The 15,555-nt window shown below is 44.3% G+C and carries 14 protein-coding genes; 7 read left to right on the forward strand and 7 right to left on the reverse strand.

Annotation, left to right across the window (positions count from 1 at the left end; translation table 11 throughout):
- The first annotated feature begins 19 nt into the window (after positions 1 to 19).
- Together AC1DP6_RS00235 and AC1DP6_RS00240 are read left to right on the forward strand one after the other, a co-directional pair.
- Entirely contained in the window at positions 20 to 964 is a 945-nt protein-coding gene (locus AC1DP6_RS00235; RefSeq protein WP_477053081.1) for an ABC transporter ATP-binding protein, read from the forward strand.
- 16 nt (positions 965 to 980) lie between these two features.
- Positions 981 to 2,291, forward strand: a complete 1,311-nt coding sequence (locus tag AC1DP6_RS00240; protein ID WP_477053082.1) for an ABC transporter permease — start codon at positions 981 to 983, stop codon at positions 2,289 to 2,291.
- 99 nt (positions 2,292 to 2,390) lie between these two features.
- Here the strand turns inward: AC1DP6_RS00240 and AC1DP6_RS00245 are convergent, their stop codons facing one another.
- Together AC1DP6_RS00245 and AC1DP6_RS00250 are read right to left on the reverse strand one after the other, a co-directional pair.
- The gene (locus AC1DP6_RS00245) at positions 2,391 to 3,335 is read right to left on the reverse strand and encodes an NAD(P)H-dependent flavin oxidoreductase (protein ID WP_477053083.1); all 945 of its coding nucleotides are present in this window, start codon (positions 3,333 to 3,335) and stop codon (positions 2,391 to 2,393) included.
- Positions 3,336 to 3,455: 120 nt separating this feature from the next.
- Positions 3,456 to 4,448, reverse strand: a complete 993-nt coding sequence (locus tag AC1DP6_RS00250; protein ID WP_441573316.1) for a sugar phosphate nucleotidyltransferase — start codon at positions 4,446 to 4,448, stop codon at positions 3,456 to 3,458.
- A 227-nt stretch (positions 4,449 to 4,675) separates the two neighbouring features.
- Here AC1DP6_RS00250 and AC1DP6_RS00255 point away from each other — a divergent pair, with 227 nt between their 5' ends.
- The 5 genes from AC1DP6_RS00255 (at position 4,676) to AC1DP6_RS00275 (ending at position 8,883) form a co-directional block, all read left to right on the forward strand.
- A complete protein-coding gene (locus AC1DP6_RS00255) occupies positions 4,676 to 5,953 on the forward strand; it encodes a serine hydroxymethyltransferase (RefSeq protein WP_477053084.1) in 1,278 nt (425 codons plus the stop codon).
- A gap of 163 nt (positions 5,954 to 6,116) precedes the next feature.
- Positions 6,117 to 6,950, forward strand: a complete 834-nt coding sequence (locus AC1DP6_RS00260) for an ABC transporter ATP-binding protein (RefSeq protein WP_477023292.1) — start codon at positions 6,117 to 6,119, stop codon at positions 6,948 to 6,950.
- A 9-nt stretch (positions 6,951 to 6,959) separates the two neighbouring features.
- On the forward strand, positions 6,960 to 7,772 hold the full coding sequence (locus AC1DP6_RS00265) for a hypothetical protein (protein ID WP_477053085.1): 813 nt from the start codon (positions 6,960 to 6,962) through the stop codon (positions 7,770 to 7,772).
- A 12-nt stretch (positions 7,773 to 7,784) separates the two neighbouring features.
- The gene (locus tag AC1DP6_RS00270) at positions 7,785 to 8,156 is read left to right on the forward strand and encodes a GntR family transcriptional regulator (protein ID WP_441573312.1); all 372 of its coding nucleotides are present in this window, start codon (positions 7,785 to 7,787) and stop codon (positions 8,154 to 8,156) included.
- Between the two features lies 1 nt (position 8,157).
- Positions 8,158 to 8,883: a hypothetical protein gene (locus AC1DP6_RS00275; RefSeq protein WP_477053086.1), complete on the forward strand. Its 726-nt coding sequence runs from the start codon at positions 8,158 to 8,160 to the stop codon at positions 8,881 to 8,883.
- A gap of 128 nt (positions 8,884 to 9,011) precedes the next feature.
- On the opposite strand, the gene AC1DP6_RS00280 is transcribed toward AC1DP6_RS00275, so the two are convergent.
- The 5 genes from AC1DP6_RS00280 to secA form a co-directional block, all read right to left on the reverse strand.
- A complete protein-coding gene (locus AC1DP6_RS00280; RefSeq protein ID WP_477053087.1) occupies positions 9,012 to 10,187 on the reverse strand; it encodes a M20 metallopeptidase family protein in 1,176 nt (391 codons plus the stop codon).
- Positions 10,171 to 10,611, reverse strand: coding sequence for an SPOR domain-containing protein (locus AC1DP6_RS00285; protein WP_441573309.1), 441 nt, complete (start codon positions 10,609 to 10,611; stop codon positions 10,171 to 10,173). The genes AC1DP6_RS00280 and AC1DP6_RS00285 overlap by 17 nt, the downstream gene beginning before the upstream one ends.
- Positions 10,612 to 10,642: 31 nt before the next feature.
- Positions 10,643 to 11,311 (reverse strand): deoxyribose-phosphate aldolase, encoded by a 669-nt coding sequence (gene deoC, locus AC1DP6_RS00290; protein ID WP_477053088.1) that lies wholly within the window; start codon positions 11,309 to 11,311, stop codon positions 10,643 to 10,645.
- 91 nt (positions 11,312 to 11,402) lie between these two features.
- Positions 11,403 to 11,762, reverse strand: a complete 360-nt coding sequence (locus AC1DP6_RS00295; protein WP_477053089.1) for a four helix bundle protein — start codon at positions 11,760 to 11,762, stop codon at positions 11,403 to 11,405.
- 162 nt (positions 11,763 to 11,924) lie between these two features.
- On the reverse strand, positions 11,925 to 15,248 hold the full coding sequence (gene secA, locus AC1DP6_RS00300) for a preprotein translocase subunit SecA (protein ID WP_477053090.1): 3,324 nt from the start codon (positions 15,246 to 15,248) through the stop codon (positions 11,925 to 11,927).
- Positions 15,249 to 15,555 lie beyond the last annotated feature (307 nt).

Genomic DNA, 15,555 nt, shown 5'->3' on the forward strand with positions numbered 1-15,555 from the left:
TAATCATTAATTTTTCACCATGAACCTACTCGAAGTTAAACACCTGAAAAAGCATTATCAAACCCATAAAGCGGTGGATGATGTTAGCTTTGATATACAACAGGGCAACATCTTCGGATTACTCGGACCCAACGGCGCCGGTAAAACAACCCTACTACGCATGATTACCGGCATCTTCTACCCAGATGAAGGCCAGATACTCTTTAACGGCAAAAAATTCGATCCGGAAAACGATGTACAGTATATCGGCTACATGCCGGAAGAAAGAGGACTGTATAAAAAAATGATGGTAGGCGAACAAACCCTCTACCTCGCCCGCCTGAAAGGACTCAGTAAAAAAGAAGCAGTAGAGAAAATCAAATACTGGTTCGATAAGTTCGATATCAACTCCTGGTACAACAAAAAAGTAGATGAACTCAGTAAAGGCATGCAACAGAAGGTACAGTTCATTTCTACCATCCTGCACCAACCCAAACTACTGATACTGGATGAACCCTTTTCTGGCCTGGATCCTATTAATTCCAACCTGATCAAACAGGAAATATTTAATCTCAGCCAGCAAGGTACTACCATCATCTTCTCTACACACCGTATGGAACAGGTGGAAGAAATCTGCGATCATATCATGCTGCTCAACAAAGGCCGTAAGATCCTGGATGGCAGCGTACAACAAATACAGCAGGACTTTAAACAAGGCCTCTTCAAAGTAGGTTTGGGTACCATGCCTAATCCGGCTCAAATGGCCACCTGGCACTTTAATATTGTGCAAACACATGATAAAGCGTTTACGGTGAAAATGAATGAAGACAGCACCACCAATGATATCCTCCTGCATTTTATCCGCCAGGATATCCCTGTCACTTATTTCGAAGAAATCCTTCCCTCCATCAACGAGGTATTTATCACCCAGGTACAGCAAACTGAAAATGCCACCGCCAACGTGGCAGCTCTTCCACTGATCTGATTATTCTGCTTACTTTATGGAAAAAATATGGCTCATCATAAAACGAGAATTTTTTACCCGCGTCCGTAAAAGATCTTTCCTCGTCACCACTTTGCTCGTGCCAGTGGCCTTTGCGGCCATGATCATTGTGCCCATCATCCTGGCTACCTCTTCCAGCGAACATAAACGCATCGCTGTAGTGGATAACAGCGGATTATTCGAAAACAAATTCCCCGATACAAAAGGGGTGTATTTCAAATATCTCCGGCAACAAAACATCGACAGCCTCAAACTGCACTACGAAGCACAAGGCTATGAAGGCCTGCTGTACATTCCACAGTTTGATATCAGCCGTCCTTCCGGCTTCGAATTTTATAGCAGCGGTCAGGCCAGCATTACCATTGAAAGCAATATCAACAAGGATATCAATGATATCATTGAAAAAAAACGCCTGGAACTGCAAGGGATTGATCAATCCAAAATGGATGGGATCCGGTCTAATGTGGAAGTCACCTTTAAAAACGGTAAAGAAGAGAAAAAAGGTAATTCCTGGGTGGCCTATGGTGTAGGCTATGCCAGCGGATTTATTATCTACATTGTCCTGTTGCTGTTTGGTACATCCGTTATGCGGGGTGTGATGGAAGAAAAGGTTAGCCGTATTGCAGAAGTCATGATTTCCAGTGTGAAACCCTTTCAGCTCATGATGGGCAAAATCATCGGCATTGCTGCAGTAGGACTGTTACAGTTCTTTATATGGGGCGTTCTTGTTACGGCCATTTATTCCCTCATTCCTTTGTTCTTCTCACCCGAAAGTATGCAGGCTGCAGCGCAGGGCGGCGCTATGGCCCAGGCCAGTCAGGCTGATCAGATAGAAATGATTCACAAAATGAGAGAGGTGGTTGGCAGCATTCAGTGGAGCCTGATCGTTCCCTGTTTTGTTTTGTATTTCCTGGGAGGCTACCTGTTTTATTCCTCTTTGTACGCCGCTATTGGCAGTCTCGCTAATGAAGATGCCACCGATATACAACAACTCACTATTCCGGTAACTGTACCTATCATCATTGGTATCATGATTATGATGAAGGCCGTACAGGACCCCGGCAGCCCCCTCGCGGTATGGGGCAGCATTATCCCCTTCACATCACCCATGGTGATGATGGCCAGGCTGCCTTATGGCGTGCCAGGCACCGTACCTTACTGGCAACTGGCCCTGTCGTTTATTTGCCTCATAGGAGGCTTTATACTCACTACCTGGGCAGCCGGCAGAATATACCGTACCGGTATATTGATGTATGGCAAAAAAATTACGTTAAAAGAAGCGATGAAGTGGGTAGTGAGGAAACCGTAAAGCTGTTAGCTGTTAGCTGTTAGCAAAATGCAGCGGAGATTTATGGGGAGAGCAACTGGTATTCCTTCCTCTAAAATCTCCGCTGCATTTTGCTAACAGCTAAAAGCTAATAGCTAACAGCTTTATTGTTGCTTGGAACTCTGTCCATATTTCTTCCAGCACAAGGGCCGCGGGTTTTATCTCATGTATCAGTGCACTCACCTGGCCTATTTCCAGTTCCCCTTCTTCGAGGTTACCTTCAAACATACCGGTTTTGGCCCGTGCCCGCCCCAGCAGTGCTTTCAGTGCATTTACATCTGCCCCGTTGTCTTCGGCTTCTTTGATTGCCTGATAGAAATTGTTTTTGATCAAACGTACCGGGGTGAGTTTCTTTAAACTGAGCATGGTATCACCTTCTTTTGCGTTGACCACCGCTTGTTTAAAATTTATATGGGAAGATGCTTCGGGGGTCGCTACAAAACGGCTGCCTATCTGTACACCGGAGGCACCGAGTGCAAAAGCTGCCGCCATGGCTTTTCCTGAACCGATGCCACCCGCTGCTATCACAGGTATTTGTACCTGTTCGCATACTGCCGGAATCAATACCATGGTAGTTGTTTCTTCACGACCGTTATGGCCGCCGGCTTCAAAGCCTTCTGCTACTATTGCATCTACGCCGGCAGCCTCGCTTTTCAGGGCAAAGGCTGCACTGGATACTACGTGTACTACTTTTACACCGGCAGCTTTCAGTACCGGTGTCCATGTTTTTGGATTTCCGGCAGAAGTGAATACAATTTGTACCCCTTCTTCCAGGATAATATTTATCAGCTGATCTATATCAGGATATAGCAAAGGTATATTTACGCCGAAAGGCTTATTTGTAGCCTGTTTGCATTGCTGTATATGCAACCGCAATACATCGGGATACATACTGCCGGCGCCTATCAGCCCGAGGCCACCGGCGTTACTAACAGCGCTGGCTAAACGCCAGCCACTTGCCCAGATCATACCAGCCTGGATAACAGGATATTGAATATTGAATAAGGAAGTGATACGGTTGTTCATAGAAGCGAATATAGAAAGAATTACGAATTAGGAATTACGAATTACGGATTTGTAGATAGACCGCCAATTATTGATCTACCCACAAATCCGTAATTCGTAATTCCTAATTCGTAATTCTTTCTACCCCAGATCTATTTCCGTATTGTCACCAATGTTCAGGCTCTGACTCAATCCGCGGATATTGGCATCGCTGCCGATGAGCGAAGATTTCAACACCACTTCATACAGGTTACTGAAAGAGCCGATGATGGAATCTTTTACGATAGAGTAATTGATCACGGTATTATCTCCTATGGCTACATTAGGGCCAATAATAGCGTTCTTGATATTACATCCTTCCCCTATGCTTACCGGTGGAATGATGATCGTATTTTCATACGGTAATACGGGGTTATTGGCGAGCTTATATTTCTTCAGCAGAATGGCATTTGTTTCCAGCAGGGTGTCTTTACGACCACAATCAAACCAGTTGGATACTTTAAAGCCATTAAACTGTACGCCATGTTCAATCATGCATTCCAGCGCATCTGTGAGCTGGAACTCATCATGTGATTTTATTTTATTGTCAATGTTGCTTTGCAGGCAATCATAGAGTTGTTGCGTTTCTTTGATCTTGTAGAGTCCTACCAGTGCGAGGTTAGACTTAGGGATCTGAGGTTTTTCCACTACGCGGGTAATTTTGCCTGTTTCATCCAGTTCTGCTACGCCAAAATTACGCGGGTCATCTACTTTCTTCAGGCCCAGCATAGAATAAGGAGAGTCGATGACTTCTTTGAAATCACATTCACAAATGGTATCTCCCAGTACGATCAGTATTTCATCGGTACCTACGATGTCGCGGGTCAGGGATAAGGCATGGCCGGTACCTTCGCGACTGTTTTGTTGTACAAAGTGACAGGTAAGTTGTGGATACTTCTTCTCCACATAGTGCTGGATTTTTTCGCCCAGGTAACCTACCACAAATACAAATTCGTTGATACCTGCATCCACCAGCTGATCAATAATGATACTAAGAATGGTTCTGCCGGCTAAAGGTATTAATGCTTTAGGCTGTGTATATGTGTGTGGACGAAGCTTGGTGCCTGCCCCTGCCACTGGTATTATTGCCTTCATTACTTGTTGTAGTTAGGATGATAGCTATTGCTGCTCGAATGCCGCGAAAATAGGACAAAAAAGCCGAAAGCGGAAAGCATAAAGCTATTGTTGCGGAGACAGAAGGATATAATACGACTGCTACACCGCTGCAATCTTCCTTACCCTGGCTTTTTACTTTATGCATTATGCTTTCCGCTTGCAATTGATCCCGCTTTAATTTATTTTTGCACCAAATTTAAGGCAACATGCAAAGAGACCAGCAAATATTTGATTTAATTGGCCAGGAATTGGAGCGTCAGCGCCATGGCATTGAGTTGATCGCATCTGAAAACTTTACCAGCTACCAGGTAATGCAGGCGATGGGACAAGTGATGACGAATAAATATGCCGAAGGTTATCCTGGCAAAAGATATTATGCAGGCTGCGAAATTGTAGACCAAAGCGAACAACTGGCCATAGACAGAGCTAAACAAATATTTGGTGCCGCCTATGTGAACGTACAACCTCACTCTGGTGCACAGGCCAATGCTGCTGTAATGCTGGCAATACTCCAACCTGGTGATAAAATCCTGGGACTGGATCTGAGCATGGGTGGTCACCTGACCCATGGTTCTGCTGTAAACTACTCCGGCAAGCTTTACCAGCCTCATTTCTACGGTGTTAACAAAGAAACCGGCCTGGTAGAATATGATAAAATGGAAGAAATCGCGAACCGCGAAAAACCAAAACTGATTGTTTGCGGTGCATCTGCTTACAGCCGTGACTGGGATTACAAACGTATCCGCGAAATAGCTGACCAGGTAGGCGCCTTTGTAATGGCTGATATTGCACACCCTGCAGGTCTGATCGCCAAAGGATTACTGAACTCTCCGTTTGCACATTGCCATTTCGTTACTACTACCACCCACAAAACACTGCGTGGTCCACGTGGCGGTATGATCATGATGGGCGCTGATTTCGAAAATCCATTTGGTCTGAAAACACCAAAAGGCGAAACCCGCATGATGAGCTCCCTCATTGATACATCTGTATTCCCAGGTATCCAGGGCGGTCCACTCGAACACGTTATTGCCGCTAAAGCAGTTTCCTTCTTCGAAATCCTGTCTGACGATTATACCGTATACGCTAACCAGATGCTGAAGAATTCCCAGTCAATGGCGAAAAGCTTCGTTGGCAAAGGCTATGAAATCATTTCCGGCGGTACCGATAATCACCTGATGCTGATTGACCTGCGCAATAAAAATATCTCCGGTAAAAAAGCAGAACAAACACTCGTAAAAGCGGATATCACTGTTAATAAAAACATGGTACCATTTGACGATAAATCTGCCTTTGTTACCTCCGGTATCCGCATAGGCGTTCCAGCTATCACTACCCGTGGTATGAACGAAGGCCATATGGGCCAGATCGTTGACTGGATCGATCAACTGCTGATGGATGCTGATAACGAAGCACTCATCACCAGCGTAAGAGGCGAAGTAAATACGTTCATGAAACAGTTTACCCTGTACCCTGAACTGTAAGTATAACTACCTGCTATATAAGTTATAAAAGAGGAAGTCTTATACAGACTTCCTCTTTTTTGTGCCCTCCTTTTTTTTTCTCTCCCAAAAAAATCTTTTGAAATATTAAAAATCCCATTATCTTTATAGTGTACTAGTTAAGTAGTACACTAAACCACATGATATGATTAACATCCAATCCCTGACATTCAGCTATCGGAAAAACAAGCCCCTGTTCGAAAACCTGCAACTACGCCTGGAAGCAGGCCACATCTATGGTTTGCTGGGAAAAAACGGTGCGGGCAAGTCTACCCTCCTGAAACAAATGGCCGGGCTGTTATTCCCCGACAGCGGCACCTGTGAAGTAATGGGCTTCGCTTCTGCCAAAAGACAACCCGCCTTCCTGCGGGAAATATTCCTGGTGCCGGAAGAATTCTATCTGCCTAAAGTGAGCGTTAAAAAGTATGTGAATACCTACGCCCCTTTCTATCCCAACTTCGATGAAGCAGCGTTTTTCAGGTACCTGAAAGAGTTTGAAATCCCACGCGATCAGAAACTGACGGAAATGTCTTACGGACAAAAGAAAAAAGTGCTGATCAGTTTTGCCCTCGCCACCAACACCAAAGTACTGATCATGGACGAACCTACCAATGGGCTGGATATCCCGTCCAAAAGCCAGTTCCGTAAGGTGATTGCAGCAGCCGTGAGTGAAGATAAATGTATTGTCATCTCCACGCACCAGGTGCGCGACCTGGATAACCTGATAGACAGCATCGTTATTATAGATGGTCACAAAATCATTTTCCGGGAAGATGTGCAAACGGTAACGGATAAACTGAGTTTCAAAACAGTGAGTCGCATGGAAGAAACCACCGGTGTATTGTTCGCCGACAGTAATCTCCGTGGCCATACCATCATTACCAAAAATGCCGGTAACGAACACAGTAAAATAGATATGGAGCTGTTGTTCAACGCTATACTCACTAATCACAAACCTATCCAGGAAATATTCAACTAATTATTACCCATGCAAGCAAATAACGTTTTCAACCTCCGGCGCATGCAGTTCTACCTGCAGAAACATGCCACAGATCACCTGCGTCTTTACTGGATGGGAGCCATCGCCATATTCGTATTATCAACAGCAATAGGCGTGCTATCGATACTTTCGCACCACAGGTTTGAGCATTTAAGTGATTTAATGCCTTTCTATTATGCTGGTTTGTTCTTAGGTGGACTCCTCTTTACCAGCCGCTCGTTCAATGAACTGGCCAACAAAGAAAAAGGGGTAGACTACTTAATGTTACCGGCGTCCCAATTCGAAAAATTCTTTACGCTGTTCCTGATCAGCACCATTGGTTATTTTCTGTTTTATCATCTCAGTTGTTACCTCAGTTTCAGGATCATTGAAAATGTACAATTCTCTATCACCGGACAACAGATAGAAAGAAACTATAAATTCATTAGCGACCCGGATGAAAAAAAGTATATCTACTATGGCTACTTTGTGTTACAATCCATCTTCTTACTCGGCGCTACCTATTTTCATAAATATAGTTTCCTCAAAACAGTATTCAGTGTATTCATTTTCCTCTTTGGTCTGTATTTGATCAACTGTATAGTGATTACCTTATTATTCGGGCTGGAAGGAGAATTCTGGAAAAGAGCCATGCCATTTGTAATGGTGAATAAACTGGAAGGCGGGCCAACATCCTGGCACACCACCACTTACCTCATTCCCCGCTGGTTGCTGGATGTATACCTCTTTACCATAAGATTTATACTAGCACCTGTGTTTTGGACCATGGCTTATTTCCGGTTGAAGGATCAAGAAATTTAAAACTTTTGTGAGATGGAATTCAAAGAAACCCAAGCTATATACGTACAGATCGCGGATTATATCTGCGAACAGATATTGCTTAATAAATGGCAACCGGATGAACGCATTCCTTCCGTAAGGGAATTGGCAGTATTGCTGGAAGTAAACCCCAATACCGTAATGCGTACCTGCGAGCTATTACAGCAGCAGGAAATCATTTTCAATAAAAGAGGAATCGGCTACTTCATCAGTGCAGATGCCGTAAAGAAAATCAGGCAATTCAAAAAAGAAACATTCATCAGCAATGAATTGCCCAGCTTCTTTCGCAGCTTGTACTTACTGGATCTGGGCCTCGATGAACTGAAACCTCATTTTGAGAAATTCAAAAAATCTAATTTCAACTAATATGAAAACGAGTAAAAAATTATTGATCGGTTTCACTGGTGTACTCGTGTTTTTGATGTTGTTTGCTGCCACCCTGCTAAGGGTGAACTATAGCAAAGCGGTTACCAACGAAGAACAATACAGTCACCAACCTGCACCTGATCCCAAACAAAAATCAGAGAACCTTCAGCCGTTCAGTGTATTGGTGCTCACGAATGGTCAGGCAGATCTGTCCACCACCGAAACCCATCAGGAGGATACAAAAAATGGACAGGTGACCTACACACAGGGCATCAACAACGTAAATATCAGCAGGGGAGATACATACACATTGAATCATCATAGCAATGTAACAATCAGACAATCAGGCGATACCTTATTTATCCGCATGGATCAGCCAAATGATATCTTGCTTACCTGTCCATCACTGAAAATCATCAATAACAGTTACTGCAATGTATCGATAAGAGACTTCACCATACCGAATCTGACAATTAAATCAGGTCCTAATGCCGGTGCATTCCTGTCGAATAATCATTTCAAGTCATTGACTTATGCAGGTGAACTGGCGAACGACTTTTCTCTGTCCAGTGACAATACGCTGGATAGTGTAAAAATAACGATGGGGAAAAGTGGTGCACTCCGGTTTGAAGATATCGAATACAAAGTGGCAGATATCAGGGTAGATAGTTTACGGGAATTAAACATCTACGGTAAGGCCATCAGTTGTATTAAACAGATTAACTAACAATAACGACTACACATTTTTAGCAATAATTTCTATCGATATATAAACGGGCTTGTTTTTTAACCGGTCTTCTTTATTAAAAGAGATAAAAAAAAGTCCCGATTTTCATCGGGACTTTTCATTTATCATTAAAACTGCGTAGCTAAATAGGCCATGGTACCCATTCCTATTTCTATCGCATGTTCATCTACATCAAAAGTAGGGGTATGTACGCCGGAAGTAATTCCCCGGGCAACATTACCAGTACCCAGTCTGAAAAAGCAGGCAGGTACCACTTGTGAATAGAAAGCAAAATCTTCTGCCCCCATTCTGATTTCTGTATCACCTACATCGTCCGCGCCGAGGTATTCAGTAGCGAAGTGGCGGGCCTTCTTAGTCACTTCTTCATTGTTATATAACGTAGGATAACCTACCAGTATTTCAATATCTATTTCAGCACCCATAGCTTCTGCAATACCTACCGCCTGTTTACGGATCAGTTCATGTGCTTTAAAGCGCCAGGTTTCATCCATTGCCCTGAAGGTACCCATCAGCTTTACTTCACTCGGAATGACGTTGGTCGTAAATCCGCCGTTGAAAGCACAGATCGATAATACAGAAGGAGAGAAGGGATTGTTGTTACGGGAGATGATCTGCTGTAAACTTACGACCAGCTGAGATGCTACCAGGATAGTATCTACAGTAAGATGTGGCTGCGCCGCATGGCCGCCTTTACCTTTAATGGTAATATATATTTCATCGGCACTGGCCATGTACTTTCCTTCACGGAACCCCAGCTTACCGGCTTCCAGGGTAGGATGCACATGCATGCCCAGGATAGCGTCCGGACGTGGGTTTTCGAGTGCGCCTTCCTCAATCATAATACTGGCGCCTCCGGGATGTTTTTCTTCTCCCGGCTGAAACAGTACTTTGATAGTGCCTTCAAACTGATCTTTTAATTCATTCAATATTTTAGTAGCACCTAATACACAGGAGGTGTGTACATCATGTCCGCAGGCGTGCATCACGCCCACATTGGTAGATTTATAGGGCACATCATTGACTTCTGTAATTGGCAGGGCGTCCATATCAGCACGCAGGGCAATTATTTTGGAGGCTGGATTTTTCCCTTCAATCAGTGCAACGATGCCGGTGCCGGCAATGCCTGCCTGGAAAGGAACACCAAAAGCGGTGAGTTGCTGCTGTATAAAAGCAGTCGTTTCAAATTCCTGAAAGGATAGTTCCGGATGGGAATGCAAATGCCTCCTGACAGCGGTAAACTCAGGAGCATACGCCTTTGCCAGCTCTTTAATACGGTTCTTCATTCGATAGTTCTTTATCCGGTGACACGTTAATAATGGCTGGTACTACAAATACGCCTCCTGAAAACAGGTCAGATAATTTGTCCCGTAATTCGGCGGCTTCTTCACGACTTTTAAAATCGCCTACGCGCACTTTAAAATAGGGGGCCTGGTAATCGAGATAGGTACGATAGTCACCAAAGAGTTGCATCACTTTTGCTTTGGCTTCATTGGCATCGCCACGTTTGTTGGTGGAAATTACCTGCACCCGGAAACCAGACTGGTTACGGATGGCCAGGGTGTTAATGTAGATCTGTTTTTTAATCAGCACATCCACACGACTATCTTTTACCACCCTCACATTTCCGTTGGTTGCTGTTGCATTGTCTTGTGCCATGGCCCAACTACTTCCCAACAGACAGCAAACCAGGATGAATAACTTTTGCATGAATACTGTATAATTAACTATGAATAATTATTTATTGCGCCGCAGCGTCCTTGCTTTCCTTCACGATGCTCACACTGGCACTGGCTCCTATGCGGGTAGCTCCGGCTTCTATCAGCTCCTGGGCAAAAACAAAGGTACGAATACCACCCGAAGCTTTTATCTGTATGTTGGCAGGTAAATTAGCTCTCATCAGCCTTACCGCTTCTACTGTAGCCCCTCTTTCTGCATAGCCGGTAGATGTTTTCATGAAATCAACCCCGTACTTTGCATACAGCTGGCAACATTTAACGATCTCTTCTTCCAATAATATGCCACTTTCAATGATGATCTTGATCACTTTTTTCTTTTCCCGGATGATGTACATGATATTGGCGATCTCTTTTTCCAGGTATTCCCAGTCATTGTTTTTGATCGCTGAAATGTTGATCACCAGGTCCAGTTCATCTGCACCATCTACAATGGCCAGCACCGTTTCTGCTACTTTCGCTTCAATAGCGGAATAACCGAAAGGAAATCCTATTACAGTAGCTACTTTGGTGTTGGTAGCACCCAGGAATTGTTTGGCCAGCTTTACGTATAACGGCGGCACACAGGCAGCCGCAAAATCATACTCCACACATTGCATACACAGCTGTTTGATGTCTTCCAGCGTAGTAGTAGGTTTTAATATAGTATGGTCTATGTACTTATTGATATCCATAGAACAAAAGTAAAGAATTAGGAATTACGAATTACGAATTACGGAGTTGTGGGGAGATTTAAGCGGACTTCAGGGGAATTCGACTGGATCTTTAGGTTTTTTCTTTGTCTTTCATTTTTTTTTGTATTGATCCGATAATGCGAAGCAGTTCGTTGCAATCTGCTAATAATGATGTAGCCGGTGAAGGCTCCAGTAGTTGCGTATCTTTTAGTAGTCTAAGCCAGTACCTTGTCTCTCGTGCTTCTTTATAGGATATGCTTAATTTATTGATGAAATCTTTAGGAGATGAAGCTCCGATAGCTTCTTCTATATTAGCTCCAATCGAGGTTCCTGATCGTAATACCTGAAGTAATAAAGCCCTTTCAACTCCATTCTTAGTAAGATATTGGAACATCCTCACTATCCGAAGGCTAAATAAATAACTCTTATCAAGAATTATATTCTTCTTCATAGAAACAACCGGTTAACAAATAAAAATGGGCCGCAATTCAACATTTTAAAATGTTAAATCTGCGACCCATTGAAAAATATAAAATCTACGTTTACATCATCCTCACCAGTCTCCCCGCAACTCCGTAATTCGTAATTCCTAATTCGTAATTCCTAATTCCCATCACGCGTTCTTGCCATGGCATTGTTTGTACTTCTTACCGCTACCACAAGGGCAAAGGTCGTTACGACCAATTTGTGGTCCCTGGTGACGGATTGGCTCCGTTTTCACTTCTTCAGCAGTCTGGAAATCAGGTGCGCCAGCCTGATGGCCGTTGTGATCTACCAGGTCTTCATGAGAAGCACGCATACGGCTCATATCCGTTTTTTCTTCTACTGCTTCCCTGATTTCAGGTGCAGTTTCCTCTGCGTGGTTATTTACGGGGATACCGCATTTAGACAGGAAGGAAACGATATCGCGGCTGGTTTCACCATCCATTTCCTTGAACAGGTTGAATGCTTCGAATTTATAGATCAGTAATGGATCTTTCTGTTCGTATACTGCACTCTGTACGGATTGTTTCAGGTCATCCATCGCACGCAGGTGCTCTTTCCAGGATTCATCTATCAGCGCCAGTGTAATGCTGCGTTCCAGGGCGTTCATGGTTTCATGCCCCTTGGTTTCCACTACTTTCTGCAGGTTAGCCATTACGTTGATACCTTTTTTGCCGTCTGTAAACGGAATAGAGATATTTTCGATCTGGTGCCCCTGCTCCTGGTGAATGCGTTCAATCACCGGCAGGGTATTGCTGATCAGTTCATTTACTTTGCGTGTATAGTTATCTTTTCCTTCGTGATACAGTTTGGAAGACAGATTAGGAATATCTGTTCTGTTCAGTTCCTCCCTGGTAATAGCTGTATCGATAGAGAAGTTCATGATAGCATCCATTTTGAACGCTTCATAGTCACCACTTCCTTTGTGGGTGGTTACCATGTTTTCCGCTACATCATAGAATGCGTTGTCGATATCTATTGCCAGACGTTCGCCAAACAGGGCGTGATTACGTTTTGCGTAGATCACGGTACGTTGCTTGTTCATCACATCATCATATTCCAGCAAACGCTTACGGATACCGAAGTTATTTTCTTCTACTTTCTTCTGTGCTCTTTCAATGGAGCGGGTGATCATGCTATGCTGGATCACTTCTCCTTCTTTGTAGCCCATGCGGTCCATCAGACCGGCAATACGTTCTGAACCGAACATACGCATCAGGTCATCTTCCAGGGAAACGAAGAACTGTGAAGTTCCCGGATCACCCTGACGACCGGCACGACCACGTAACTGTCTGTCTACACGACGGCTTTCATGCCTTTCTGTACCGATAATTGCCAGACCACCTGCTTCTTTTACGCCGGGTCCGAGTTTGATATCCGTACCACGACCTGCCATGTTGGTAGCAATGGTAATGGCTCCCGGCAAACCTGCTTCCGCAACGATTTGTGCTTCACGGGCATGTTGTTTCGCGTTCAGTACATTATGTGCTACTTTATCGAAGGTCAACATCTTGCTCAGCAATTCGGATACTTCCACGGAGGTAGTACCTACCAGTACCGGGCGTCCTTTTGCCTGCAGTGTTTTGATTTCTTCGATAACTGCTTTGTATTTATCTCTTTTGGTTTTGTATACCAGATCTTCCGCATCGATACGGGTGATCGGGAGGTTGGTGGGAATGGTTACCACATCCAGTTTGTAGATTTCCCAGAGTTCACCAGCTTCCGTAGAGGCAGTACCGGTCATACCGGCCAGCTTGTGATACATACGGAAGAAGTTCTGCAGTGTGATGGTAGCAAATGTTTGGGTGGCAGCTTCCACTTTCACATTTTCTTTGGCTTCAATCGCCTGGTGCAAGCCATCAGAGTAACGGCGTCCATCAAGGATACGACCGGTTTGCTCATCTACGATCTTCACTTTTTCGTCCATTACTACGTACTCTACATCTTTATCAAATAAAGTGTAGGCTTTTAATAATTGCTGAACGGAGTGGATACGATCTGACTTGGAGGCAAAGTCCTGCAGTAATACATCTTTCTGCTGCAATTTCTCTTCTGGTGTAACTGACAGTTTTTCAATTTCTGCCAATTCAGAACCCACATCTGGCAGAATAAAGAAGTTTGCATCTTCTCCACCTTGTGTGATCAGGTGAATACCTTTATCGGTGAGGTCTACACTGTTTTGCTTTTCTTCGATCACAAAGAACAGGCCTTCATCTACTTTTGGCATTTCGCGTTGCTGATCTGCCAGGTAGTAGTTTTCAGCTTTCTGTAATAATACCCTGTTACCTGCTTCGCTGAGATATTTGATCAGTGCACTGCTCTTTGGCAAGCCTCTCCAGGCGCGCATCAGGGCCAATCCACCGGTTTTAGGATCATCTTTACCTTCGGCAATCAGCTTTTTAGCTTCCTGCAGGTATTGATTCACCGCTTTTTTCTGCATTTCCACCAGGTATTCGATACGTGGTTTCAATGCATGGAATTCCTGTTCTTCTCCACGTGGGATAGGACCGGAAATGATCAGCGGGGTACGGGCATCATCCACCAGTACGCTATCCACCTCATCCACCATCGCATAGTGATGCTTACGCTGCACCATTTCGTCCGGGTTGTGTACCATGTTATCACGGAGGTAGTCAAAACCGAATTCGTTGTTGGTACCATAGGTGATATCCGCCAGGTAAGCATTACGGCGGTCGGGTGTATTAGGCTGGTGTTTATCGATACAGTCTACTGTAATATCCAGGAATTCGAAGAGGGGACCATTCCACTCAGAGTCACGACGAGCCAGGTAATCATTCACTGTTACGATATGAACACCCTGGCCAGCCAGTGCGTTGAGGTAAGCAGGCAGGGTAGACACGAGTGTTTTACCTTCACCTGTTGCCATTTCCGCAATCTTACCCTGATGCAGTACGGTACCACCAATCAGCTGTACATCGTAGTGTACCATGTTCCAGGTAACGCGGCTACCAGCTGCATTCCAGCTGTTTTGCCAAATCGCCTTATCTCCCTGAATGCTCACATAATCCCCTTTCAGGGCCAGTTGACGATCCAGATCGGTAGCAGTTACTTCCAGTGTCGTATTATTGGTAAAGCGGCGGGCAGTTTCCTTTACAACAGCAAAAGCCGCGGGCAGCAATTCTTTCAGTATTACTTCCAGTTGCTTGTCGCGGTCTTTTTTGAGAATATCTATTTCCTGATAAATCGTGTCTTTTGCGGTTACATCTTCCTCTTCTTCTGCAGCAGTCTGCTTTTCCGCTATTTCTTTATCAATAACGGCGAGATGTTCAGCGATGCGTGCGCGGAAGTCCTGCGTTTTACGACGCAGCTCATCAATAGGCAGGGATTGCAGTTTTTCGTACTCCTCATTAATCTGCTGCACCACTGGAGAGATGGATTTGATATCCCTTTCTGATTTATTCCCTCCAAATAGCTTTGATAAAAAACCTAACATGTTAAATGTTTAATTACGAATTACGATTTCTATTTATTGTAACCTAACCCCATCCAGGCTGAGTTGATCATCAGTTGATATTTCCTGCTTTCCCGGCCTGTGGCACTTAGGCTGCGTTGCGGGCTTAGTCAGTTGGATAGACGGCATCCAGATTACTCAAATATTGTGCTTGTAACAGTGAACTGTCAAGGTGTCAGTTTTACAGCTCCCCGGGCAAGGCCTGTAAAAGTAGGAATAAATTTGGGGATTTAGCGGGGATTTTGAGGGGATTTTGCAATTTCCGGGCATCAATTAACATATCCATAGT

This window comes from Chitinophaga sp. 01L420 (genome assembly GCF_056399985.1).

Bases quoted from the DNA above. Each gene is read 5' to 3' on its own strand.
- AC1DP6_RS00235 (WP_477053081.1), top strand. From the start codon at position 20: ATGAACCTACTCGAAGTTAAACACCTGAAAAAGCATTATCAAACCCAT.
- AC1DP6_RS00240 (WP_477053082.1), top strand. From the start codon at position 981: ATGGAAAAAATATGGCTCATCATAAAACGAGAATTTTTTACCCGCGTC.
- AC1DP6_RS00245 (WP_477053083.1), bottom strand. From the start codon at position 3,335: ATGAACAACCGTATCACTTCCTTATTCAATATTCAATATCCTGTTATC.
- AC1DP6_RS00250 (WP_441573316.1), bottom strand. From the start codon at position 4,448: ATGAAGGCAATAATACCAGTGGCAGGGGCAGGCACCAAGCTTCGTCCA.
- AC1DP6_RS00255 (WP_477053084.1), top strand. From the start codon at position 4,676: ATGCAAAGAGACCAGCAAATATTTGATTTAATTGGCCAGGAATTGGAG.
- AC1DP6_RS00260 (WP_477023292.1), top strand. From the start codon at position 6,117: ATGATTAACATCCAATCCCTGACATTCAGCTATCGGAAAAACAAGCCC.
- AC1DP6_RS00265 (WP_477053085.1), top strand. From the start codon at position 6,960: ATGCAAGCAAATAACGTTTTCAACCTCCGGCGCATGCAGTTCTACCTG.
- AC1DP6_RS00270 (WP_441573312.1), top strand. From the start codon at position 7,785: ATGGAATTCAAAGAAACCCAAGCTATATACGTACAGATCGCGGATTAT.
- AC1DP6_RS00275 (WP_477053086.1), top strand. From the start codon at position 8,158: ATGAAAACGAGTAAAAAATTATTGATCGGTTTCACTGGTGTACTCGTG.
- AC1DP6_RS00280 (WP_477053087.1), bottom strand. From the start codon at position 10,187: ATGAAGAACCGTATTAAAGAGCTGGCAAAGGCGTATGCTCCTGAGTTT.
- AC1DP6_RS00285 (WP_441573309.1), bottom strand. From the start codon at position 10,611: ATGCAAAAGTTATTCATCCTGGTTTGCTGTCTGTTGGGAAGTAGTTGG.
- deoC (WP_477053088.1), bottom strand. From the start codon at position 11,311: ATGGATATCAATAAGTACATAGACCATACTATATTAAAACCTACTACT.
- AC1DP6_RS00295 (WP_477053089.1), bottom strand. From the start codon at position 11,762: ATGAAGAAGAATATAATTCTTGATAAGAGTTATTTATTTAGCCTTCGG.
- secA (WP_477053090.1), bottom strand. From the start codon at position 15,248: ATGTTAGGTTTTTTATCAAAGCTATTTGGAGGGAATAAATCAGAAAGG.